Genomic DNA, 23,519 nt, shown 5'->3' on the forward strand with positions numbered 1-23,519 from the left:
GCAGGACTACCGGGCATCGGGCGGCGGATCGATCATCCGGTTTCCGGACGGGCGGTGAACCAGGTGTGGTCGTCGGTGAGCCAGCGGTCGAGGCGCAACCCCGCGGAGGCCAGATCGGCAGCCAGTTCCCGCGCGCCGACGGGGTGGCGGCTGAACGCGTGCGTCCACGTCCGCTCGTCCACGTGGTAGTCGATGACGACGTCGACACGTGGCCCGTCGCGACGGACCGCCCTGACCACCCGCCGGATGCCGTCGTGCTCGTGCGCCGAGGGTTCGACCGTGTCGAACCAGCTCGGCTCGGTCTGCTGGACGACGACGACCCCTTGGGGGCCGACGTGCCGGCGGCAGGTCCTGAGGAAGGCGCGCCGCTGGGCCGGTTCCGTGTTGAGCATGGTGCTCGCGAGCAGGACAGCGTCGAAGACGCGCTCCAGCCGCAGGGTCTCGATCCGGGCGCGCACGGTCGGCAGCTCCGGGAGACGGGCGAGCATGGCGGGGGACTCATCGACGCCCAGGACCGAATGCCCGAGCTCCGCGAGGGGCCGCAGGATCCGGCCGGTCCCGCAGCCGAGCTCCAGGATCGACGCGTCGGCGGGCACGGCGGCGTGCACGATCGCGGGCTCGCCCATCGGCGGTAGGAGACTGTAGAACTCCACGGAGCAGCCGTCCGGTGTGATCTCGCCTGGGCCGGAGCCGAGATAGGTGCTCATGGTCGTTCCCTTCCCGCCTCGTCGCCGATCACTCGGCACGGGCGGCCTGTGGTGAGGCGTCCGGCTCCTCGTCGGCGAGTTCCTGGACCGAACGCATACGACGCACCGGCGAGAACCAGAGGATCACCGCGGGAACGAACAGTCCCACGCCGGCGACGAGCACCGTCTCCCGGAGCCCGATCCAGCCGCCCAGCGCCCCGCCCGCCAGCGAGCCCAGCGCCAGCGCCCCCCAGGAGACCATGCGCACGGTGGCGACCACCCGGCCGAGCAGGTGGTCGGGCGTGACCGCCTGCCGCAGGGTGATGATCGTGACGTTGTAGATCGGAACGGCGAACAGCACGACGAAGTTCGCCGCGGCGGCGGCGGGCAGCCCGATACCGCCCTCGTGGACGGCCGCGAGAGCGAGCACGCCCACCCCGGGCAGCGCGGTGGACACCAGCAACGACCGCCCGACGCCGAAGAAACGCGTGACGGGCCCCAGGCAGAGCGCGCCGCACAGCGCCCCCGCGCTCCCCACCGAGATGATCAGGCTGACTCCGCCTGAGCCGATGCCGGCGTCGCGGATGAGGAACAGGAAGAACACGGCCGTCAGGACGTCGAAGAAGAAGTTCCCGACGGCCCCGGCGATCATCGCCCAGCGCAGGATCGGATGGCGCACCACCATACTCAGGCCCTCCCGCAGCGAGGCCCGCACCGAGGGCACGGGCCCGGACGCGTGCGGCTCCGGACGCTTGTCCCGCTTGACTCCCAGCAGCGACAGGGCGGACACGAGGTAGCTGACCGCGTCGACGGCGACGACGATCGGCGGCCTCAGCACGCCGATCAGCAGGCCGGCGAGACCGGGACCCGCGACCTGGGTCAGCGACTCGGAGATCTGCAGCCTGCCGTTCGCCTCGACGAGGTGCTGACGCCCCACGAGGCCGGGCAGGAAAGCCTGGTACGACACGTCGAAGACGACCGTCATCGTGCCGACGACGAACGCCACCGCGAACAGTTGCCCCATCGACAGGAGCCCGAGGCCGTACGAGACGGGGATCGAGCCCAGCAGGAGAGCCCTGACCCAGTCGGAGCCGATCAGCAGCGGCCGGCGTTCCCTGCGGTCGACGAGCACACCGACGAGCGGCGCGAACAGGAGATACGGCAGGCGTTCGAGGAATCCGAGGACACCGGCCTGCATCGGGGTCGCGTCCAAGACGACGACGGCGGTCAGTGGCAGCGCGACGAGGGTGATCTGGGTGCCGAGCAGTGACAACGACTGGCCCGACCACAGCAGCGCGAACGACCGGTTACGGACCACCGAGTCCGGTTTGAGACCGAGCCTCATTGTGCTGTTCCCCCATCCGCTCCGGTGTCCACTCCCTCGTCCATCCTGGTGTCAGTTCACGGGCTCACCTCGTCCAGTGCCTCGTCGAGCGCCGTCACGATCTGGATCACGTCATCCTCTGAGATCACCAGCGGGGGGATGATCATGATTGCCGGGCACATCGCGAGCGCGGAGACAAGGACTCCCCTGTCCTCCATCGCCAGCCGTAGATAGCTCGAGGCCGCCTCGTGGGCGGGTTCGCCTTCCGGCCCGGCCACCTCGACGGCGTACATCAGGCCGGTGCCACGCACCGCGCTCACGTGCGGATGCCGTTCCGCCACCGCGACGAGGCCGGCGTGCAGTTCCGCGCCTCGGTGCTTCACGTTCTCCAGCACGCCGTCGTTGGTCAGCGCGTCCACCACGGCGATCGAGGCGGCCAGCCCGAGCGGGTGACCGTCGTTGGTCGAGCCGATCAGAAACTTCTGGTCGTAGTCGAGACCGAGAATCCGTTCGTAGACCGCGTCCGACAGGACCACGGCCGACAGGGGCGCGTACCCGGCGCTCAGGCCCTTGCCCAGGGTGAGCATGTCCGGCTGGACGCCGACCTGCCCGGTTCGGGTGAACGCGCCGGTACGGCCCATCCCGGTCGTCACCTCGTCGATGATCAAGTAGATCCCGTGGCCCCGGCAAAACGCCGCGAGCGCGTGCAGGTACTCATCGGCCAGTACATGGCCGCCCTCGCCCACCACCGGTTCGACGACCACCGCCGCCACGCGCTCCGGGCCGTAGGAGGTGATGAGCCGTTCGAGGTCCCCGGCCTCGCCGGGCTGCCCGGCGGTGAACGGGCCGGGGGCGTGCTCGACGTCGGGCAGCAGCGGACCGGACTGGTCGTGCACGTACGGCATGCCGGTGAGCGCACCCCCCGCCGCTCCGAGACCGTGGTAGCCGCTCCACAGGCCGAACACCGCCCTGCGGTCGGGCGCTCCGTCCACACGGTGCAGGAAGCGGGCGAGCAGCACCGCCGTCTCGACCGCCTGCGCGCCGTTGCTGCAGTATCGGATCTTGTTCATCGTGGCGGGAAGATGCGGCACGAGCGCGTTCGCCGCCTCGACGGAAATCGCGCTGGGGCGCCCGTACCCGATCAGGTTGGCGTAAGGAAGGGTGTCGACCTGCCTCTTGACGGCCTCGCCGACGGCCTGGTGGCCGTATCCCAGCGTGACGTTCCACAGTCCGGAGCGGGCGTCGAGGAACCAGCGGCCGCTCTGGTCGCGTACTCGCGTGCCGCGCCCCTCGACCAGCATGTTCCCTGGCCTGAGCATACGAAGGTACGCGCCCATCGTGGGGCTGTTCCAGAGCGGGTAGTCGGCAGGATCGATCAAGGTTCCACCTCTCCGGTGTCCGGTCCGGCCGGGGTCCGGCCCCGGCTCGCCTCAATCACGCTCATGCCAGGCGGGCCGGTGACGACCCTTTCGAACAGCCATCCGCCGCGTTCCAGCAGCCGCTGATACTCCGTCAGCGTGCGCTCCTTGGCCCCCTCGTAGAGGACCATCATGGCGACGTCGCTCCAGTTCTGCTGGGGCGAGGGGACACCGTGTTCGGGAAGCAGGTCCTCGAACAGCCGGAGACGGGCGCCAGGTGGCGCCCCGTTCGCGACGGCACGGAGAATCCGGACGGCACTGGCGTCGTCCCAGTCGTGCAGCACCCGCGCGAGCAGGTACAGATCACCCGGTGGCGGCGGTACGAACAGGTCACCGGGATGGAGCGTGCAGCGGTCGATCACCCCTTGGCTTTCCAGGTACGGAACGGCCAGGGTCAGGACGTGCGGTTGGTCGACGAGAACCACCGCGAGCTCGGGCTCTTCCACGAGCACTCCGGCGGTCAGGACGCCGATGCCACCGGCGACGTCGACGACCACGCCGCCCGCGGGCCAGTCGAGCAGCGGCAGGCACGGCAGCGACAGCAGCTGCGCCTGCTCCACCATTGCCTCGCCGAAGGCCGTCTGCTTGTCCGGCTGCGAGGCGAGGTACTCCCAGAAGCCGGTGCCAAGAACGTGAGGCGCCGCTGCGTGGCCGGTGACCAGCGTCTCGGTCAGTGCGTGCGCGACGTCGGAGATTCCCAGCGTCGCGAAAGTCGCCTGCAGCGACATCGGATGCGAGGCGCACAGCAGACGCCCGCGTCCGGTGAGCGACACCTCGTCCGCCACCGGGTCGAAGGCGACGATTCCGTGGCTGGACAGCAGCCGCAGCACGCGGCGCAACGCGTCCTCGTCGGCACCGACCTCGGCTGCCAGCAGCGGCATCGGGCGGGCGCCGCCGACGAGCCGGTCGGGCACCCGGAGCCTGCTGATGGCGCACACGCAGTGCCACGCGACACCGATCTGGTACATGTCGAAGAGCGCGCGGATGTCGGCGATCGGCTCGGTCTCCGCCTCCGCCTCCGGACGGACGCCGTTCACCTGTCGCACGCTAGATCTCCTCACCGTGCGGCTCCGGGACCATGTTGACCTCCAGTCGTTCCAGGCCGTGGAGGAAGTTCGACCGCTGCCGCACGACCTCACCGGCCAGCTCGATGGTGGAAACGCGTCGCACCAGGACACGCAGGAAGCAGCGCAGTTCGATCCGCGCCAGTGCGGCGCCGATGCAGTAGTGCGGCCCGGCGCCGAAGTTCACGTGCGGGTTGGGCCGACGGCCGATCAGGAAGCGGTCGGCCTCCGGGAACACTTCCTCGTCACGGTTGCATGACGGAAACCAGACGACGACGCGGTCGCCCTCGCGGATCTGGGCGGCCCCCAGCGTCGAGTCGGCCATCGCGGTGCGCATCGCGTGCAGGGCAGGAGAGGTCCACCGGAGGATTTCCTCGACCGCGCTGTCGATCAGGCCGGGATCCTCTTTCAGCTGTCGCCATGCCTCGGGATACCGGATGAACGCGAGAAGCGCGCCGGATATCGCGTGCGGGGTCGTCTCGAGCCCGCCGTTCATCAGGCCGTCGCAGTTGAGGATGACCTCCTCATCGGACAGGCGCCTGCCGTTCACGGTCGCCTGGGCCAGCGACGTCACCATGTCGTCGCCCGAGGCGTGCCTGCCCTCGTCGAGCCGCTCGGCGAAGTACGCGAAGACGCCGGCGTGCGCCGCCGTACGCGCCGAGGCCGCGGCCGGGCCGGAGTCCGTGTCGTCGAACGCGACGGCGATGAAACGGGCGAGTTCGTCGCGGTGAGCAGGAGGGACGCCCATCATCTCGAACAGGATCCACGTCGGGATCACGACCGCGAGGTCACCGACGGCGTCGAACGCTCCACCGCGTTCGAGGAGCGTCCGGACGAGATCGTCGGCCATCCGTTCGAGCCCGGGTTGCAGCGCCGCGACCGCACGCCCGTTGAACCATGATGCGTGGGCGGTACGGAGTGCCCGATGCTCCGCCCCGTCGGACACCACGAGCATCCGGCCGGACGCGGCCTGCACCGCGGCCGCGTTGCCGCCGAGCCTCATGCCGAGCGAGGAGCCGAACCTGCTCGGCTGTTTGACCACCTCGCTGCCGAGCCGATGCGTGGTGACCGACCAGAAACCTCCGGCGCGATCGGACTCGCACCAGGCGATCGGATGGGTGCGGCGGGCCTCGCGCCACACGTCGAGATATTGGCCGCCGGTGTAGAAAAGCGGATCTGCGAGATCGAGGCCCGCTCCCCCGGCCGTCCATGCGGGACTGCGCCAGCTCACCGTCTTCGATCTCCCCCGTCCAGGCTTCACCTGTCGTTTCCATCGATCAATCCGGCCGACCGGACCAATGCTCATAATACGGAAAACAACTATCGGGATCTACCCTTGATTTCGCTCCGTAAGTCATTTTCGCAACCAGTCCGTCGCGCCGAAGACGCCGATATCCGAGGAGCAGTCATCCCGGACGAGAAAGGCATGGAAGAACCACACGCCACACCGATACCTCTCTACCAAACAAAGGCCGTGAATACTTCACGCACTCATTTCCGCACGGCGCGGAACGACAATTCATCGACGACTGGGATCTCGGTTCCTTTCACCGTTTCAGGACACGGGAACGGGTCTGCTTCGAGCGGGAAGGACACGCAGGAGATTGCGGTGAAGGATGAGCGCGCGCTCCCTATGGGGAAGACCGGCAAGCACCTGAGGGCCGTGGACGACCTCCTCGATCAAACGCCCGAGTCCGCCGGACATTCGGTTGAGCGGCCAGTCGGTCCCAAAGATGATCTTATGGTTGAGGCCAAGACGGAAGAGGTGCCGCAGGTGGGCCGGCCAGCCGCCGGGCGTCGCCGCGCCCGCGAAACCCCCGATGTCGAGGTAGACGTTCCGCCGGAAGGCCGCGAGATAGGCGGCGACGTCCACATGTGTGACACCGCCATGGCCGAGCACGAAGTCGACCAGCGGGAAGTCCCGCGCGGCCTGGTCCACATTCAGCGGGTGCGCCGGCGCGAAGTCGAGACTCCCCGCGGTCGGGCCCGTGTGCAGGAAGACGGGCAGCGACAACGCCGCGCACACCTCGTAGTAGGGGTAGAGGGCGCGGTCGGACGGCGAGTATCCGCACGGCGGATAGAGCTTGAGTCCGTCGAATCCGTACGTGCCGACCAGACGCTCGAAAACGTCCACGCCTTCGGGCCCCCGGCGCGGGTCAACACCGAGGTACACCCAGAAACGGCCCGGGTGGCGAAGGCGAATCTCGTGGTGGCGCCGCGCCATCTCCTCGATCGAGAGCGGCGCGGTCATCCTGAGGGTGAAGTCCGGTACGAGAAGCACGGCGCGGCCGACCCCGGAGGCATCCATCTCCTTCACCAGCTGATCCGCGTGATGGTCCTGATGCTGAGCGACGTACGCGTCGACGAGACGGCTGCGCCGCGGAGCGACGCCCTCGGCCTCCAGGCGGCGGTGCACATTCCCCACGACGTCCTCGATGAACTCCGTCGGGATGAAGTCGGTCGACGCCACATGACAGTGACCGTCGTAGATCGGTACAGGTGCCGCCTCGCTCGTGCCGACGGTCATGCGAGCCCCTCCGCCGCGACCGTCATGCCGCCGTCACCCGCAAGACGCCGGATGGTTTCGGCCATGATGAGTCTGCGATGGGACTGCCTGACCCCGGCGAAGACGGTCGTCCCCTCCCTGAACTCCTTCGTCAGGGATTCAAGGGACGCGCTCATCCGAAAAGACGGCCAGCACGTCCCGAACAGGATCTTGTGGTTGATGCTCAGCTGGAAGAGCCGGTTGAGGTGCGCCTGCCACCCGTCGGAACTGAGGACCCCGGGAAACTGGCTGATGTCCAGGAAGACGTTCGGCCGATGCAGGCACATGTACGCCGACTCCTCAACATGCGTGACACCGCCGTGCCCGAGGATGAAGTTCACCCTGGGGAAGTCCCGTGTCGCCTCGTCGAGCATCAATGGCTGGCCATAGGTGAAGTCAAGCGGGCCCCAGCCTGGACCCGTGTGACTGAGCACGGGAATGCCCCTGCCCGCGCACAGTTCGTAGTACGGATAGAGCCGCCGGTCACTCGGCGAATAGCCGGCGGGTGGATAGAGCTTCAGTCCGGCGAAACCGTACTCCTCGACGCACCGTTCGAAGAGCGCGACTCCATCGGGGCCCGACCGCGGATCGACTCCCCAGAACACCCTGAACCGGCCCGGGTGACGCCGCGTCACCTTGTAGTGCAGTTCAGCGAGTTCTGGCGGCGACAAGGCGACATCCGCGACGTGGGAGAAGTCCGGCGCGACGAGGAACGCCTGCTCGACTCCGGCGGCATCCATCTCCGCGACGAGACGGTCCCCGTCGTGATCCTGATGCAGGGAGAACAGCCGGTCGGCGATGCGTTCCGGCTTGACCGACTGCCCGAAGGAAGCCAGCCGATGGTAGATGTTGGCCGCCTGTTCCTCGAGGAACAGGCGCGGAATCGCCAGATCCGTGGCGAGATTGACGTGCGCGTCGATGATGGTCACGTCCGGGATGCCGCCTGTCATGATGCTCACTCCCTCACAAACGATGCGGGCGGGTACCCGGCACCCGATACGCCCCTGGCGCTCTCGAGAGGCAGCCGTAGCGATGGAAAAGCACCTGCTTCGGATAGCGTGCCCTTATGCACGCAATCGGCGATTCCATAGGCCGGACCGGCAGGCTCGAACACTTATGCAAACCGTATTCCGTATCACACGGAGAGCAGTGGAGAAGTCTCGCCGTCGTGGCCAGACAATCCTATCCCTGCGTAATTGAGAGTTCACAATCGTAATATTGAGTGATTAATCCAGATTTGACCGTACAAGAGGGTCAGACGAGAAGTCAATGCCATTGTCGGGCTTGGATTCACCCGCCCGAGGAGCAGCCCGCGGCCGGGGACAGCGCGTCGGCGGCCCGACACGTGTGGAAGCGTCCTTCTGGTTGCGAAACCACGATCGAAGAGGAACAAGACCTATCCCTTCCTTCGCAAAGAGGATCAATCAGCTGTCCCGGCTGCCAGATCGGCGTCGCCGATCCTGGCAGCCAGGATCGGCCCCGCGGTCCGCATGGCGTCGGCCTTCACTATGTCGATGTGTCCGGTCTCGATCTGATGCGCCTCGATCGCGCCCTTGAGCACCGCCCTCCATTCCGCGGAGGCCGGACCGCCGCGACCCTGGTCCGGCAGGGCATCGAAGAACAGGACGGGCCCGCGGAAACTCCCCGACCGATGTTCGGCCATGGCCCGGATGTTCTCTTCGGTGATCGAGATGAGATCCTCGATCACCTCCTCCCCCAGCGTCCCCAGGGAGTTCCCCGACTCTCGCAGCACCTCGACGATCTCCGCCGTCGGCGGATAGTCCGGCCCGCTCCAGTCCGGCGCGACGATCCCCCCGAAGGCGAGGTGCAGCACGTCCGCCACCTCGGCCTGCGCGGCCCGGGAGCCCGCGCCGCCCGGGAAGGAGTCGAAGAGCACGAGCAGGGCCACCTCCTCGGCACGGTTTTCGAGCTCCGTGGCGATCTGCTGTCCGACCACGCCGCCGAACGACCAGCCGGCGACGATGTAGGGCCCGGTCCGGTGAATCTCACGCATCTGCTTCAGCAACGCGTCCGCGAGACTCGTGACGGACAGCGCCGACCGCCTGCCGAGTAGGCGGGGGTCCTGTAGCGCGTAGACGGGGTGGCCCGGCGGCAAGTAGCTGATCAGTGCCGAGTAGCACCAGCCCAGGCCGTTGATCGCGGGCACCAGGAAGATCGGGGCGCGCTCCCCTTCTGGGCGATAGGCCAGCACGGTGCCGAGGTCACCGGCCGGGCCGCCCTGTGTGAGGCGCTGTTCCAGGAGCGTGACGGTCGGGCAGTCGAAGATCACGCGCACCCCGACCTCGATTCCCAGCACGGCCTTGATCCGGCTCACCAGACGGACGGCCAGCATGGAATGGCCCCCCAGCTCGAAGAACCCGTCGTCCGCCCCGACTGCGGGCAGGCCAAGAACCTCCGCGAAGATCTCACTCAGGACCTCCGCTCTGGCGGTACGCGAGCGAGGTGGGACAGGAGTTCCGGGAAGGGCGGCAACGCGGCTGGGCGTGGGCAGCGCCACACGGTCGATCTTGCCGTTCGTGGTCAGCGGAAGGGCGTCGAGCACCACCAGTGTCGACGGCACCATGTACTCCGGCAGACGGCCGGCCAGCCGTGCCCGGACCCCGGCGAGGTCCGGGGCGGGCCGCTCTTGCCCGTCTCCGGCCGCGCGGACGACGTAACCGACCAGCCGCAGCCCCTCGCTTCCGTTTTCGTCCTCACGGGCCAGTACGACGGCCTGGGCGATGCCGGGATCGTCCGTCAGCGCGGCCTCGATCTCCCCCGGCTCGATGCGAAAACCACGGATCTTCACCTGATGATCGGTCCGCCCGAGGAACTCCAGCTGTCCGTCGGACGCCCACCGTGCCAGGTCTCCTGTGCGATACATCCGGGTGCCGCCCGGGCCGAAGGGGTCGGCGATGAAACGCTCGGCCGTCAGACCGGGGCGGTTCAGGTAGCCCCGGGCGACACCGGCCCCGGCGATGTACAGCTCGCCCGGGGTGCCGGCCGGGACAGGCTGCAGGCGCGCATCCAGGATGTAGATCTGGGTGTTGGCGATCGGCCGTCCGATCGGCGGCTCCCCGGGGCGTCCTCCCCCGCCCGTGCTGATCGATGCGAAGGTCGAGTAGACGGTCGTCTCCGTCGGGCCGTAGGCGTTGACGACATGTGCCCCGCATTCGGCAAGCCCTCGCGGCAACCGATCCCCGCCGATCACGATCCGCAGCCCCTGGAGTGCTTCGGGATCCGCCGCCCTTACCATCTCCCACAGCCCCGGCGTGCCCGAGGCGAAGCTGATCGAGTGGCGGCGGATCAGCGCGCCCACCTCGTGTGGATCGCGTACGGTTGCGGTTGAGGCGATCACCACAGCCGCCCCGCTGAGCAGCGGGAGGTACAGTTCCTGCCCGGCGACGTCGAAGGCGAGGTTGGTGGTCGCCAGCACCCGATCCCCGGGCCCGAGAGGGAATCGTTCCCGCAGGTCGGACAGGTAGTTCAGCAACCCTCCCCTGGTCACCACGACACCTTTGGGCCGCCCCGTCGAGCCCGAGGTGTAAATGAGGTACGCGACGGTTTCAGCTGTCACCGGTGCCCGCAAATCGGAAGGACGCAGGTTCTCCGCGGAGCGTCCGGCCACATCGGCCACGGTGGTTTCCTCGTCGAGGACAACGCGCTGGATGGCGCGAGATCCCGCCACCGCGTCCGTGGTGCGGGTGTCGGTGACAAGCACGAGCGGCCGCGTCTCGTCCAGCATGAAGGCGATCCGGTCGGCCGGGGTACCGGGCGCGATCGGCAGGTAGGCGGCGCCGGCCTTGAGCACCGCGAGGAGGGCCACCAGCATCCGCTCGGAGCGGACCAGCGCCAGCGCCACATGGTCTTCCGGGCCGACACCCCGCTCAAGCAGGTATCGGGCCAGTCTGTTCGCCTGCTCGTTGAGCTCGGCGTAGCTCGTCGTGCCCCCTTCGGAAATCACCGCGGTGCGGTCCGGCGAGCGCCCCACCTGCTGCTCGATCAGCTCGACGACACTCGCTCGCGGCAACGATCTGGCCGTGTCGTTCCACTCGGTGAGCAATCTGCGCCGCTCAACCGGAACGAGGAGGTCGATCTGATCGATCGGCTGGTCAGGATCGGCCGCGACCGACTCCAGCAGGCGGGACAGGCGAGCCGACAGGGCGGCCGCGGTCGCGTGCTCGAACAGATCCGTGCTGTACTCCAGCGTCCCGGCGAGCCCCATCGGAGATCCGTTCGCGTCGTGCCGTTCACTCAGGTAGAAGGTCAGGTCGAACTTCGCCGTGTTGGTCTCGGCCGGTCGGGGAAAACTCTGGAGTCCTTCCAGGTGAATGTTCGGCGCCTCGCCCACCGCCAGCGAGAGGAACACCTGGAACAGCGGGTGCCGGGACAGCGACCGGGTTGGCTGCAGGTGCTCGACCAACTGCTCGAAGGGGAAGTCCTGGTGCTCGTACGCCGCCAGATCGGCGTCGCGCACCCGCTTCAGGAGTTCGCTGAAGGTCGGCCGCCCCGAGGTGTCGGTGCGCAGCACGAGGGTGTTCACGAAGAATCCGACCAGGTCCTCCAAGGCCTCTTCGTCGCGACCGGCCACCGCGGTGCCGACAGGGATGTCCGTTCCGCCGCCCAGGCGGGTCAGCAACACGGCCAGCGCCGCCTGTAACACCATGAACATGGTCGCTCGATGGCGTCGCGCCAGCTCCTGCAGGTCCATGTGCGTCCACGCGTCCGTCCGGAACGGGAGCTCGCCCCCCAGGTAGGTCGCCTTGGCCGGACGGGGGCGGTCGGTCGGGAGCGGCAGCTCTTCCGGCAGCTTCGCCAGCGCGTCCCGCCAGAAGGCCAGCTGGGTGGAGATCCGGCTTGCCGGGTCCTGCGAGTCTCCCAGTCTTTCCCGCTGCCACAGTGTGTAGTCCGCGTACTGGACCGGCAGCGGCTCCCACCCCGGCTCCCGCCCGGAGCGCCGGGCGGCGTAAGCCAGCGACAAGTCCGCGCTGAGCGGCGCCAGCGACCAGCCGTCACCCGCGATGTGGTGGATCACCATCACCAGGATCTGTTCCGCGGGACCGGCTTGGATCACGTTCAGTCGCAGGGGCAGTTCGGTCGAGATGTCGAAGGTGCACGCGAGGGCCCGGGCCATCGTGGCTTCGATCTCGTCAGCCCCGCACTCGGTGAACCGCACGTCCACCCGTGCCTGATCCGCCGGGACGATCCGCTGAACGGGTTCGCCGTCCTGCTCGACGAAGAAGGTGCGCAAGGACTCGTGACGGGCCACCAGATCATGTACCGCCGCGAGGAACGCCTCGCGATCCAGCTCGCCTCGCAACCGCACGACCAGTGGCAGGTTGTAGGTGGCGCTCGGCCCCTCCATCCGATGCAGGAACCACAGGCGACGCTGGGCGTAGGAAAGCGGTAAGGCCGCCGGACGAGGCCGCACGGCCGTGAGCTCCCTCACCTCGGGCTTCCTCAACCTTGTTCCCGCCACGTTCTTCCCCCTGCCGTTCGGTCCACTCAGTAGAAATCCTGTGCTTTTGTCATTTCGACTGTCAACAGCTCGCGCTGGGGACATGGATATCCGGCACGAGCCGACTCGCAGTGATTCCTTTACGACCCGGATTCTCATATTTCACAGGCCAGGCCCCTCTGTTCACAGCGAAACCACGCACGGATCGAGAGCCCTGTTCTCGGCACCATGGATTCCGGCCCGAAGACATCCGGAAGATGAGGTTCACACGATCACGGGCCGGACGCTATAACGTGGATTAATTTCTTTTAACAGCTGTTTGACCGTACGCTTCAGACCATCGGCACGGCTGCGTGAAGGTGACCACCCCCTCGAAGTCGACGAGCCGCAATCCGGTGCCGGCCACCTCGACGGAGCCGACCCACGGGAGCGGGATCTCCGGCAGGCGCCGCGCCATCCCTGCCAGGCCCCGCCCTCGCAAGGTCGACGTGACCAGGTTCCACCCAGGCGACACGACAGGTTCGCCAAGCCTTCCGCCACACGCCGCGGTGTTCCGAACCGACACGGGAGCATGGCCCGGCGAGATCGAGATCCGCCCCACCGGCCGTCAACCGAGAATTTCGGTCGGCCCTGATCCGCGTTCCTGAGGTTCGCTCACAAGAGAAATTCAATGATAAATTCCGCGTTCGGCACCCAAAGATCCGAGCGCGATATTCACGAGTTTTCCTGCAAAGCGGTCTTCCGCTCCAGATTTTAGTTGTTATCATTTCTACATACGCCCGCCAAGAATCACCATAATTCCATGAGAACGACTGAAATGCTGTAGCGGAACTTTGAGCACCGACGAGAGGAACCTCCGATGTTCAAGGAAGCGACCCTCTACTCCCCCGTCATCAAGGACGACCAGGGAATTGTTTCCGTGATCTTCGCCAAGGACCATCCCGGATATCACGACCCGCAGTACCAGAAGCACCGCGCCGGGATAGCCGAGGCCGCTCTGCGCTACGTTCCCGGGCAACCCGTGCCGGACATCGCCTACACCGAGGAGGAGCACGCGACCTGGCGGCTGGTCGGCGCCGAGCTCGCCGAGAAGCACCAGCTGCATGGCTGCCGGGAGTTCCTTGAGGGCAAGGAGCGGCTGGCGCTCCCGGCCGACCGACTGCCGCAGCTCGGCGAGGCCTCCGCCGCGATCCGGGAGGCGACCGGATTCTGCTTCAGCCCGGCAGCCGGGCTGGTGGAGGTCCGGGACTTCTACGGCTCGCTGGCCGACCGCCGCTTCCAGGCCACCCAGTACATCCGGCACTTCTCCATGCCGCGTTTCTCGCCGGAACCCGACATGATCCACGAGGTGGTGGGCCACGGCAGTCACCTGTCGAACCAGCGGCTGGCCGACCTCTACGAGCTGTTCGGCAAGGCGGTCCGCCGGCTGCGTTCCAAGGAGGCCGTCGGCATGGTCTCCAGTGTCTTCTGGTTCGCCCTGGAGTACGGCCTGGTCCGGGAGGACGGGAAGATCAAGGCGTGCGGAGCCAGTCTGCTCTCCTCCTGCGCCGAGCTGGAGCGGTTCCACCAGGCCGACATCAGGCCGCTGGACGTGGCGTCCATGGTCAGTCAGGGCTATCTGGTTGAGCAGTACCAGCCGGTGCTCTTTTGCGCCGACTCCTTCGCGCACCTGGAGGAGTTCCTGTCGACGTTCCTGGTCACTGTGAACGACTCCAATCCGCTCCCCGCGGTCTGAGGACCGACGCGGAACGGACCGGCGTACCCCGGCATGAAGTCGACCGGCAGGAAATCGTGAGCCGCCTGGTCGATGCGCAAGGGGTACGCCGGGACCGTCACAGACTGTCATCCGACGCAATGCTTGATAAGGCCGCGGATGGAAACGCTCCCGCTGGAATCAAACGATTCGAAGTCGAAGGAGGTATCGGTCTGGTCCTCCAGGTAGGCCACAAGCGCGACCAGGGCCATGGAGTCGAGCAGGCCGGTCCCCTGGAGGTCCGTGTCCGCTACGACGACGACGTCCACCTCCTGCTCGTTCCATTTGGCCACCCAGGCGACAAGGTCGTTCTCCAGGGCGGTCATGTCAGAGCCCATGTGCTGTTCCCTTCCCTTATGCCAGGACAATCGCAGGCCGGTGACGCCCGTGGTCATCCGCCGGATCGATACGCTCGCCGCGGCGTTCACCCGCGCGCCGGCGGTTTCAACGCCCCGGGGGCGCCGCCGTACCTGTCAACGGCCCTGCTCTTTCGCCTGCGCGGCCGTGGCGAAGTACGCCGCCGCGAGCGGCCGGCTCAGTTTGAGGTTGGCGGTCATGTAGCGGGGGTCATTGCGTAGCGGCCGGTCGGAGAAGACCAGCGACGTGATCCGCTGATGGGAATCGAGCGCCTGGTTGACCTTCTCGATCTGCTCTCGGATCGAGAAGGCCAACGTGTCGTCCTGCGGGTCCGCCGGAGTGACGATCGCCCCCAGCCTGCCGGATCGCGGAGTGGGGACCACGAGCAGTTCGACGACGCCTTCAATACCGGCGAACAGGGACTCGATCTCGGCCGGATGAACCTTGCGACCGCTGTCAAGGACGATCACATCCTTTTTCCGGCCGAGCAGGACGAGAAAGCCGTCGTCATCCAGCGTCCCGTAGTCACCGGTCACAATCGTGCCGTCGGGACGGTACGTCTCGTCGGCCACGCCGGCCGTGTCGAAGTAGCCGGTGCTGAGCGGAGCCGGGCGATGGATCAACAACTCGCCGTCGGGCAGGAAGGTCACGGCCTCCGGGTCGATCAGCTTGCCCACACTGCCCAGCCGGTATTCGTCCTGCGTGTTCCAGGCGATCATCCCCGACTCGGTCATGCCGTAGGCCTCCAGCAGTTGCACCCCCTGGGCCCAGTACGTGTCCAGGGTTTCTCTCCGGATGGGCGCCATTCCGGTGATCATGAAGCGGATCCTCCCGCCCAGGAAGTCACCGAGTGAGTCCTCACCGCCGGTCTTGTGAAAGAGCTGAAGCGTGGTGTCATAGAACACGGGCGGGGCGATCAAGAAGGTTGGCCGCTCGTTCCTGACCACGCCGAAGACTCGCTGGTAGGGCGCAAGGACAAGGTCGGCTCCGGTCCACAGACAGCAGTAGACCGACAACCGCTGCTGGTAGTTGGACAGCGGCAGGAAGATCACATGCCGGTCCCTCGAGGTGATGCCGAAACACTCGATAAAACGGCTGATGACGTATTCGGTGCCTTTCCGGCTGACGTTGAGTCCCTTGAGCAGGCCCGAGGTGCCCGAGGAGAAGACCAGGCTGTGCAGGTCGCCCGGCTCGCTCCGGGGAGCGTCAGCCGACACGACGTCCACGCCGGGCACGCCGTCCGGTCTCACCACGGCGGGGTGCGCTGTCGTCACCTCGGCGTCCGTGATGAGCAGCGCCAGCCCGTGCCCGGCGATGAACTCGCCGGGATCGCCGACCACGGTGTCATCCGCGAACGCCTTGAGCACCGCACCGGTCATCACGACGGCGAGGTCCCAGAGGATCCAGTCGACGCTGTTGCCCGCGCGGATGCCCACCACGTGGCCAGGGCGGACTCCGGCGGCGGTCAATCGGTCGGCGTACAGCACCGCCACGTCATGGAGCTGCTGATGCGTCAACTCACGTCGGCGGCCCGCGGAGTCGACTTCCACAACGAGCGCCGAGGTATTGTCGCGGTATCGGTCAGCGAGTTCGTGAAGCTTCATGTCCGCTCTCCTTCTCCAATGCCCTCTCCAGATCCACGACAAGGTCAGCGAGCCGCTGCGTGACGAAGAACCCGATCCGGCCGCCGACCATGGACTCGTAGCCGCCGCTGCCGGTGTCCCACACGATCCTGATCTCCACCTCACACCCGTCGCCCTCGTCCAACCGCCGGACCCGCACCGACCGTTCGAGCGAGGCCCACAGCCAGCAGGGGGCAGCCCGTAGCACGACGCCGTCGGCGAGTCGCTGCGAGCGGTCGGCCCACACGACCAGGTCGTCACCCAGAGTTCCTGAGAACTCCTCCTCGGCCGGTGTCGTCACGTCGGCTTCGGGGTCCATCGCGAACGGATCGAGTAGGTGCGGTCTGCGGTGGAGCAGGTCCAGCACCTGCTCGGCGCTGTGGACGCTCCGGACACGCCGGCTCAGTGGCGACACCGCCGCCTCGAGCCGATCGAGGCGGCGCCGGTGGGCCGCCGCCTCGGTCAAGACGGCCTCCAACGATTCCAAGCCGCGTTCGAGGTCGGCCTCCGAGATCACCATCGGCGGCTGGATCCGCAGCACCTTGGTGTTGTACAGCGAGTAGGTGGAGGTCACGCCTGCCGCCAGCAGCCCGCCGAGCACCAGTCCGGCGATCGAGTCGTCGTGGAACTCCAGGCCGTGCATCATGCCCAGACCCCGATGGGCCGCGATCAGTTCGGGGAAACGTCCGACGGCGCGCGCGAGTCGGTCTCCGATCACCCGCGCCTTCTCCTCCACTCCGGCCAGGAACGCCTCCTCCGTGGCGATGGCGATCGACTCCAGGCCGACCCGGCAGGACAGCGGATTACCACCGAGACTGGATCCGAAGGTTGAGGGCAGTGCCCGCAGCGTCTCCCACACCGCCTCGGTCCCCAGCACGGCGGAGATCGGGAGCATGCCCCCGCCAAACGCCTTGCCGATGCAGATGATGTCCGGGGTGACGCCGAACTGCTGGTGGGCGAAGAAGGTGCCGCATCTACCGAACGCGGTCTGCATCTCGTCGAGGATCAGCAGTGCGCCGTTCTCGTCGCACAGACGACGCACCTCCCGCAGATAGTCCGGGGGCGGCACGATCACCCCGGCCTCGGCCTGGACGGGTTCCAGCAGGACCGCGGCGGTTTCGCCGTCGATGGCCGCCGCCAGCTGCTCGACGTCTCCGAAGTCGACCAGCTCGAATCGCTCCAGGAACGGCCCGAACAGGGCCTCGTGTTCGGGGCGCGCCGAGGCGCTCAGGGTGGCGAAGGTCTTGCCGTGGAAGCAGCCGCGGGCGCTGATGAACGTGCGGCGCCCGGTTGTGGCGCGGGCGAGCTTGAGCGCGTTGTCGATCGTCTCCCCACCGCCGTTGGCAAGGTAGGCGAACGGCAGCCGGTGGCCGGTGAGTTCGGCGAGGCGTTCGGTCAGGCGAATCTGCACCTCCTCAAACATGATCTTGGTGCTGTTCAGGATGCCCAGGTCGAGCTGGTCCCGCAGCACCGCGATGAGGCGCTCGTTGGAGTAGCCGAACGACTGGTTGCCGTACTGGTCGAACAGGGCGAGGAAGGAACGCCCGTCCTCGTCCAGGACGCTGCTGCCGGAACCCTGCCCCTGGACTCCGCACCCCATAACGAAGGCCATCTTTGAGTAGGTGGGATGGTTGTGCGCCGCCTTGGACTCAGCGAGCACCTGACGGTGTGTCCGCAACGCGACTCCTCTTGGCGTAGTCGTCGTAGTCGTGGAAGAAGTACTGCAGCAACTTGCTGCCGCGCCCCGCCTCGGTCCTGGCACGTGCGGCGGCGTCCGCCAGGTCGAGCACCGCGACCAGACTGAGCGGAGCGTCCTTGAACCTGACGTCCCGGTACGGCTCGTGCAGCGCGACGAAACCGATCTCCGTGTAGAAGCTCCGTATCCCGCCCCCCTCCTCGGCGAAGAAGTCACCGAGAACGTGGGTCGCGCCGTACTTTGTCACGCTGTGCACCAGCCCCTCACGCATCAGCGACATCCCGATCTCACGGTTACGGACCTGGGGCAGGGTCATCAGATGACCGAACTCGACCAGCCGGCCACCGGCCCGCAGGCTCGCGATGTCCACGACGTCCTCGCACGGCAGACCGGCCTCAGAGTCCGGAACGACCTTGACCGTCCCGATCGCCTCCGCCTCCTGATAGGCGATGATGTACTCCGCGTGGGCGTCGAACCGATCGAAGGTCTCGGCGGTGTCCGCGGCGTCGGAAAGGCGCCCCTGGTCCTGGACGTACACCGCGTCACGCAGCCGGAGCACAGCGTCCCGGTCGACCTGTGACTGCGCCACACGGAAGATGACAGAGTTCACCTCTACTCCTTTCAACCGGCTCGCCGGTCATCTGGTCTGTCTGGTCATCAGCTTCCGGAAGTAATCGAAGTAGCCGGTGTGGAAGTAGCGGAGACGGTCGCGGATCTCCAGGTGCAGGTCCGGCAACCGCGAGATCGGCAGGTTGGGCATCACATGATGCTCGACGTGGAAGTTGTTGCCGTTGGTGAACCACATCATCAGCCGGTTGGACCTGACGCTCCGCGTGTTGGCGAACACGTCCGTATCGAGCGTCTCGCAGCCGTGGTGCTCCGGTAGCTCGATCAGGGCGTGCACCGGAGCGGCGACGATCAGCAACGGCAACAGCCAGGCCCAGAGCACGAACTGCGAACCGAATGCCACCGAGATGACGGTCAGCGTGGAGATCGAGCCCAGGATCAGGAAGTGGTCGTGCCGAATGCGCCGCGAGACGGTACGGGTCTCGCCGTCGAAGTCCCTGCCGAGCAGGGAATGCCACAGGTTCGCCAGGAACACCCGGTAGTGGTGGAACATGGTGAACCGCGCCGCCCAGTCCATCGCGCGCTGGAACCCGGTTTTGCCGGCCGCGTCGCCGTACTGGTCTCCGTAGTCGAAGAATTCGCGGTTCATCGCGGTTCCCAGATATCGGTGGTGCCGCAGATGGGCGACCCGATAGGCGGTGAACGAGATGAGCATCGGCAGGCCCAGCGCGGTCCCTACGATCGTGTTGGCCCGCTTGTTGCGGAAGGCCAGGTTGTGCAGGGCCTCATGTTGCAGCTCGGCGGCGTGCGCGAACATGCATCCGATCAGGGCGACGCCCAGGATTCTGGCCCACGGCGCGGGTTGCAGAGCGAACAGCAGACCCGCGGCGGTGATGGCCGCGCACACCAGGAGCTTGAGCACGAAGGTCGCCCCTCGGACCTCGGTACGCAGGTGCTTCAGCGAGGCCCGCAGTTCCGCGGCGCTTTCTGGTGAGGCAGCCTCGTCCGCCAGGGATTCCATCTTTCCCCCATCTCCACCGGCCACTAGGAAGCTTCGGTCTGTTTCCGTAACGCGTCATCGACGAGCCTTGCCAGACCGGCGGCCGTGGGTGTTTCGAAGAGCTCCCGTACGGTCAGCTCCACGCCGACCGCCTTGCGAATCCGGGCGAGCAGCCGGACGGCGGACAGAGAGTGCCCGCCGATGTCGAAAAAGCTGTCGTCGACACCTGGCGGCTCCGCCCCGAGGATCGCGGCGAACAGTTCGACCATGAATTTCTCGCGCGCGGTGTCCGGCGGACGGCTGGCGGCCGTCGTCGCCTGCGACGGGGATGGCAGCGCCCCGCGGTCCAGCTTCCCGCTGGCCGTGAGGGGCAGGTCCGCCACCTGCATGATCATGCTCGGGACCAGATGGGCGGGCAGTCCGGCGGCCAGCCGGGCGCGCAGACGTTCGGGGTCCGGTTCAACGCCGGGGTCGGCCACGATGTAGGCCACCAACCGGCGGTCTCCCGGCTGATCCTCCCGTACGGCGGCGGCGGCCCTGGCCACCCCGGGGGAACGGGCCAGGGCCGTCTCGACCTCGCCCAGCTCGATCCGGAAGCCTCGTACCTTGACCTGGTCGTCGTTGCGGCCGACGAACGTCAGCTCGCCGTCCGCGGTCCAGCGCACGAGGTCACCGGTGCGGTATGTCCGGGCGCCGGGCCCTGCGAAGGGGTCGTCGCCGAAGCGTTCGGCGGTCAGGACGTCCCGGCCGAGATAGCCGAGGGTGACCCCGGCGCCGCCGACGTACAGCTCCCCGACCGCGCCTGCGGGGACGAGGTCCAACCGGTCGTCGAGTATGTAAGCCCGCACGTTGCGCAACGGTTTGCCGATCGGCGGGGCGGCGGCCTGCGAGGGCGCCAGCCGGGTGCTCATCGCCGTGGACACGGTCGCCTCGGTGGGCCCGTATCCGTTGATCAGCGTGCAGACCGAAGCCCACCGTTCGATCACGGTCGGTGACGCGGCCTCGCCCACGATCGACACCGTCGTGCCGTCCGGCCATGCCTGAGGCGACATGACCTCAAGGGCCGACGGCGGCAGCACCAGGTCGTTGATTCTCTTTTCGATGACCAGCCGTAGCAGGTCCGGGCCCGGTGTCAGGCGCTCCGCTCCGGCCGATACCAATGTCCCGCCGTTCAGCAGGGACTGAGTCATCTCACCGACGAACGCGTCGAAACTGGATGAGGCGAACTGCAGGGTCCGGGTCCCGGGCCCCGAGTCCAGGCGATCCACCATGGCGGCCACCAGGTTGACGACCCCCGAGTGCCTGACCATCACCCCTTTCGGCACACCTGTCGAGCCCGAGGTGTAGATCACGTAAGCGGGCTGGTCCGGGGAGAAAACGGCACCGCGTTCCTCATCGGTGAGGTTCTGGCCGGGCAGCGCTCGCACGGTCCCGGCGACCTCGGCGTGGTCCAGGAGCAGGCATCGGGCGTCCAGTTCCCCGGCGAGTCCCGAAGTGATCGAGTTCAGCACCACCAGAGCCGGTTTCGCGTCGCCCACCATGAAGGACAGCCGGGAAGGAGGGTAGGCCGGGTCCAGCGGCAGAAAGGCGGCGCCGGCCTTCAAAACGCCGAGAGCGGCGATGTGCAGGTCGGGTGAGCGGGGCAACGCGAAGGCCACGATCTGGCCGGGCCCCGCGCCGAGGGCCAGCAGGTGCCGAGCCAGCCGGTTGGCCCGCTCGTTCACCTCCGCGAAGCTCAGTACGGTGTCCTCGAACTCGATCGCCGGAGCCTGCGCGGTCCGCGCCGCCCACGCCTCGACCAGTTCGTGCACCGCGGTGTGCGGGATCTCGTGGACCGGCCCCGTTCCCCATTCCTGAAGCCGTGCCCGCTCCTCGGGACTGACCAGCGCAATCTCGCGGACAGGCGTACCGGGGTCCTCCTTCACCACGGAGTCGAGGAAGAAGAGGAAACGCCGCAGATGGGCCTCCGCCTCCTCCTCGCTGTAGATCTCGGGATGTGCGTCGACGATGAGCTCGAACGCGTCGTCCGGCGACGTCCGGTAGAAGGTCACCGACAAGTCGTCCGTCGCCGAGAGCGAGACGGTTCGCACGGTCGCACTGGCCCCCGCGAAGGTGAGCGCGTAGTCGAAGTCCATGACGTTGACGACCTGTCCCCACAGACGGCGCCCCGTGCCCAGCAGTCCTAGCTCCCTGGCGAGTTCTGCCGAGGGGTAACGGGAGTGCGTCAGCGTCTGCCGCAGTTCGAGCGACACCTGCCGGGCGAAATCGGCCACGCTCGTCCCGGGGTCCATCGGGACGCGCACTGGCAGGCCGTTGGTCGTCATGCCGGGGACCCGCCGTACCTGCGGGCTCATTCGCACCGGTGCCGGTATGCCGAGAATGACCTCGGCCGCGTTCGTCATCCTGCCCACATAGGCGGCCGTGATCCCGATCACCAGGTCCGACCAGCTCACTCCGAAACGGCCGGCCGCCGCCCGCAGGCTCGCGATCCTGGCCGGACCGAGGTCGGCCCGGCGGCGGTGGGCGACCCGGACGGCCGCCGAGGATCGGCCGGCCAGCCGTACCGGCTCCGGACGGTCGGCGAACCTGGTGAGCCAGTAGGCGTGGTCCGTTTCGAAGCGTTTGGACTGCTCGTACTGCGCCTCGCTCCTCAGGAGTTCCTGAAAGGAGGGGAAGGCCCCCTCCTCGCCCGTGCGCCCCTCGGCCAGGGCGGTGTACACCGCGGCGATGCGGTTGTGGATGAGCGCGAGGCTCCAGCCGTCAACCACGGCGTGGTGAACCCGGCGGTAGAGGATGAAGCGGTCAGTCGCGGTTCTCAGCAAGGCCGCATCGCACAGTCTGAGCGGGTCGATCGGCCGCGCCATATCGGCCCGCATCCAGGCGTCCGCCTCGGCGGTGGGGTCGGGCTCGGCGCTGAAGTCGAGGTAGGTGAGCGGCGGATTCGTCTCGGGATCGACGTACTGGCGATACCCGTCCTCAGTGTTCACCAGGCGTAGGCGAAGCGCCTCTGTTTCGCGTTCGACATGCTCGTTCGCCGCCTGCATGAGGGCCGGATCCACCGATCCGCGGATCTCCAAGCAGTCGATGATGCAGTTGGTCGGGTCCGTCAGATCGGACGATTGAGCCATCCACGTGCGCAGCTGCGCGGAGAGCAGCGGCCATTCTTCCACCCCGTGATCGAGCAACACTCATCCTTCCGACACAGGCCATCGACATCGGAAATGCATTAGCTGTGCGAGCGGATCCTGTGCAGGGCCTGCCCTGCAGGCCTAACGAACAGAGATACCCGGCGATGGGGCCAGGGCACCTTGACGAGCTGATTCACCAGCCGGAATTTCAAACAGTCATCCTCCGCCATACTTCCTTCGCGTCGCAGACCGTGTCAAGAGCGACAGATAGCCCAACTATCACCGGATGCAACGCGTCCGGCCGGCTTATTAACAAGGCCTGCGGCCCTCTTTCGCCTCCGCTTCAGGCGTTTTGTGAGGTGAAACAGGCATAGCTGCATATCGAGATGAGATGGGCACGGAGAGCGACAAGTAGCAGTCGGAGCAGCGAAAACCGGCGATCTCCTCGCCCTACTCCGCAAGGCAAGCGAATGGCATGTGCATTCCAGCCCACAAAGATCAAAACGAGGATCACCCGAGGCGAAGAGCCCCATCGATGAAATTCGCTGAGCTCGGGGAAAGGATCGACGATGCTCGCACGCCCTGAGGTCTGACAGCGGATTACGGTTGCCGCGGAGCCGTCCTTGCCGCTTTCACCTTCGCATCATCGAGAACCCGCCTGCCGGGTTACTCGGATCCTCGCCGTCCGCCGATGAGGTGCCCGGGCTTTCCGGACAGGTCCCCAACCAAGGTTGCGGAAGAACCGGAAGGAGGGACTGCGACGGGACGCGGCCGACGATTCAACCGGGAGCGCGAGCCCGCAGGACACCGGACGGTCCGTGTCCGGTCGTGTACGCAGCCAAGGAGCTCGGCATCCACGACACCACACCCGGAAATCGGGCGAACGTCTGGCGACGTGGCG

The 23,519-nt window shown here is 67.2% G+C and carries 15 protein-coding genes; 1 reads left to right on the forward strand and 14 read right to left on the reverse strand.

Annotated features, from left to right (window positions below; all coding sequences use genetic code 11):
* Positions 1–32: 32 nt before the first annotated feature.
* The 8 genes from AB0395_RS18380 to AB0395_RS18415 form a co-directional block, all read right to left on the reverse strand.
* Positions 33–707 (reverse strand): class I SAM-dependent methyltransferase, encoded by a 675-nt coding sequence (locus tag AB0395_RS18380; RefSeq protein ID WP_366281976.1) that lies wholly within the window; start codon positions 705–707, stop codon positions 33–35.
* A 28-nt stretch (positions 708–735) separates the two neighbouring features.
* Positions 736–2,031: an MFS transporter gene (locus AB0395_RS18385; RefSeq protein WP_366281978.1), complete on the reverse strand. Its 1,296-nt coding sequence runs from the start codon at positions 2,029–2,031 to the stop codon at positions 736–738.
* Positions 2,032–2,087: 56 nt separating this feature from the next.
* Positions 2,088–3,389, reverse strand: coding sequence for an aminotransferase class III-fold pyridoxal phosphate-dependent enzyme (locus tag AB0395_RS18390; protein WP_366281980.1), 1,302 nt, complete (start codon positions 3,387–3,389; stop codon positions 2,088–2,090).
* Positions 3,386–4,474, reverse strand: a complete 1,089-nt coding sequence (locus AB0395_RS18395; RefSeq protein ID WP_366281982.1) for a methyltransferase — start codon at positions 4,472–4,474, stop codon at positions 3,386–3,388. Before AB0395_RS18395 ends, AB0395_RS18390 begins: the two co-directional genes overlap by 4 nt.
* Before the next feature lies 1 nt (position 4,475).
* Positions 4,476–5,723: a cytochrome P450 gene (locus AB0395_RS18400; RefSeq protein ID WP_366281983.1), complete on the reverse strand. Its 1,248-nt coding sequence runs from the start codon at positions 5,721–5,723 to the stop codon at positions 4,476–4,478.
* Between the two features lie 324 nt (positions 5,724–6,047).
* On the reverse strand, positions 6,048–7,019 hold the full coding sequence (locus AB0395_RS18405; RefSeq protein WP_366281985.1) for an amidohydrolase family protein: 972 nt from the start codon (positions 7,017–7,019) through the stop codon (positions 6,048–6,050).
* Entirely contained in the window at positions 7,016–7,987 is a 972-nt protein-coding gene (locus AB0395_RS18410) for an amidohydrolase family protein (protein ID WP_366281987.1), read from the reverse strand. The genes AB0395_RS18405 and AB0395_RS18410 overlap by 4 nt, the downstream gene beginning before the upstream one ends.
* 470 nt (positions 7,988–8,457) lie before the next feature.
* Positions 8,458–12,486 carry an amino acid adenylation domain-containing protein gene (locus AB0395_RS18415; RefSeq protein WP_366281989.1) on the reverse strand — a complete coding sequence of 1,343 codons (4,029 nt, stop codon included), beginning with the start codon at positions 12,484–12,486 and terminating at the stop codon, positions 8,458–8,460.
* Positions 12,487–13,354: 868 nt separating this feature from the next.
* Here AB0395_RS18415 and AB0395_RS18420 point away from each other — a divergent pair.
* A complete protein-coding gene (locus AB0395_RS18420; protein ID WP_366281991.1) occupies positions 13,355–14,230 on the forward strand; it encodes a phenylalanine 4-monooxygenase in 876 nt (291 codons plus the stop codon).
* Between the two features lie 107 nt (positions 14,231–14,337).
* Here AB0395_RS18420 and AB0395_RS18425 read toward each other — a convergent pair whose 3' ends face one another.
* The 6 genes from AB0395_RS18425 to AB0395_RS18450 all read right to left on the reverse strand — a co-directional run bounded on the left by AB0395_RS18425 (position 14,338) and on the right by AB0395_RS18450 (position 22,678).
* Entirely contained in the window at positions 14,338–14,586 is a 249-nt protein-coding gene (locus AB0395_RS18425) for a phosphopantetheine-binding protein (RefSeq protein ID WP_366281993.1), read from the reverse strand.
* A gap of 135 nt (positions 14,587–14,721) precedes the next feature.
* The gene (locus tag AB0395_RS18430) at positions 14,722–16,209 is read right to left on the reverse strand and encodes an AMP-binding protein (RefSeq protein ID WP_366281995.1); all 1,488 of its coding nucleotides are present in this window, start codon (positions 16,207–16,209) and stop codon (positions 14,722–14,724) included.
* Positions 16,187–17,905, reverse strand: a complete 1,719-nt coding sequence (locus AB0395_RS18435; RefSeq protein WP_366281996.1) for an aminotransferase class III-fold pyridoxal phosphate-dependent enzyme — start codon at positions 17,903–17,905, stop codon at positions 16,187–16,189. The genes AB0395_RS18430 and AB0395_RS18435 overlap by 23 nt, the downstream gene beginning before the upstream one ends.
* Positions 17,877–18,533 (reverse strand): GNAT family N-acyltransferase, encoded by a 657-nt coding sequence (locus tag AB0395_RS18440; protein WP_366281998.1) that lies wholly within the window; start codon positions 18,531–18,533, stop codon positions 17,877–17,879. Before AB0395_RS18440 ends, AB0395_RS18435 begins: the two co-directional genes overlap by 29 nt.
* Positions 18,534–18,560: 27 nt before the next feature.
* On the reverse strand, positions 18,561–19,511 hold the full coding sequence (locus AB0395_RS18445) for a fatty acid desaturase (RefSeq protein WP_366281999.1): 951 nt from the start codon (positions 19,509–19,511) through the stop codon (positions 18,561–18,563).
* Between the two features lie 23 nt (positions 19,512–19,534).
* Positions 19,535–22,678: an amino acid adenylation domain-containing protein gene (locus AB0395_RS18450; protein ID WP_366282001.1), complete on the reverse strand. Its 3,144-nt coding sequence runs from the start codon at positions 22,676–22,678 to the stop codon at positions 19,535–19,537.
* Between the last annotated feature and the right edge of the window lie 841 nt (positions 22,679–23,519).

Origin of the sequence: Streptosporangium sp. NPDC051023, from assembly GCF_040689595.1 — a bacterium.
Classification (GTDB): domain Bacteria; phylum Actinomycetota; class Actinomycetes; order Streptosporangiales; family Streptosporangiaceae; genus Streptosporangium.

Excerpts from the sequence above, each read along its gene's own strand:
- AB0395_RS18385 (WP_366281978.1), bottom strand. The coding sequence starts at position 2,031 with ATGAGGCTCGGTCTCAAACCGGACTCGGTGGTCCGTAACCGGTCGTTC.
- AB0395_RS18410 (WP_366281987.1), bottom strand. The coding sequence starts at position 7,987 with ATGACAGGCGGCATCCCGGACGTGACCATCATCGACGCGCACGTCAAT.
- AB0395_RS18380 (WP_366281976.1), bottom strand. The coding sequence starts at position 707 with ATGAGCACCTATCTCGGCTCCGGCCCAGGCGAGATCACACCGGACGGC.
- AB0395_RS18430 (WP_366281995.1), bottom strand. The coding sequence starts at position 16,209 with ATGAAGCTTCACGAACTCGCTGACCGATACCGCGACAATACCTCGGCG.
- AB0395_RS18405 (WP_366281985.1), bottom strand. The coding sequence starts at position 7,019 with ATGACCGTCGGCACGAGCGAGGCGGCACCTGTACCGATCTACGACGGT.
- AB0395_RS18420 (WP_366281991.1), top strand. The coding sequence starts at position 13,355 with ATGTTCAAGGAAGCGACCCTCTACTCCCCCGTCATCAAGGACGACCAG.
- AB0395_RS18425 (WP_366281993.1), bottom strand. The coding sequence starts at position 14,586 with ATGGGCTCTGACATGACCGCCCTGGAGAACGACCTTGTCGCCTGGGTG.
- AB0395_RS18445 (WP_366281999.1), bottom strand. The coding sequence starts at position 19,511 with ATGGAATCCCTGGCGGACGAGGCTGCCTCACCAGAAAGCGCCGCGGAA.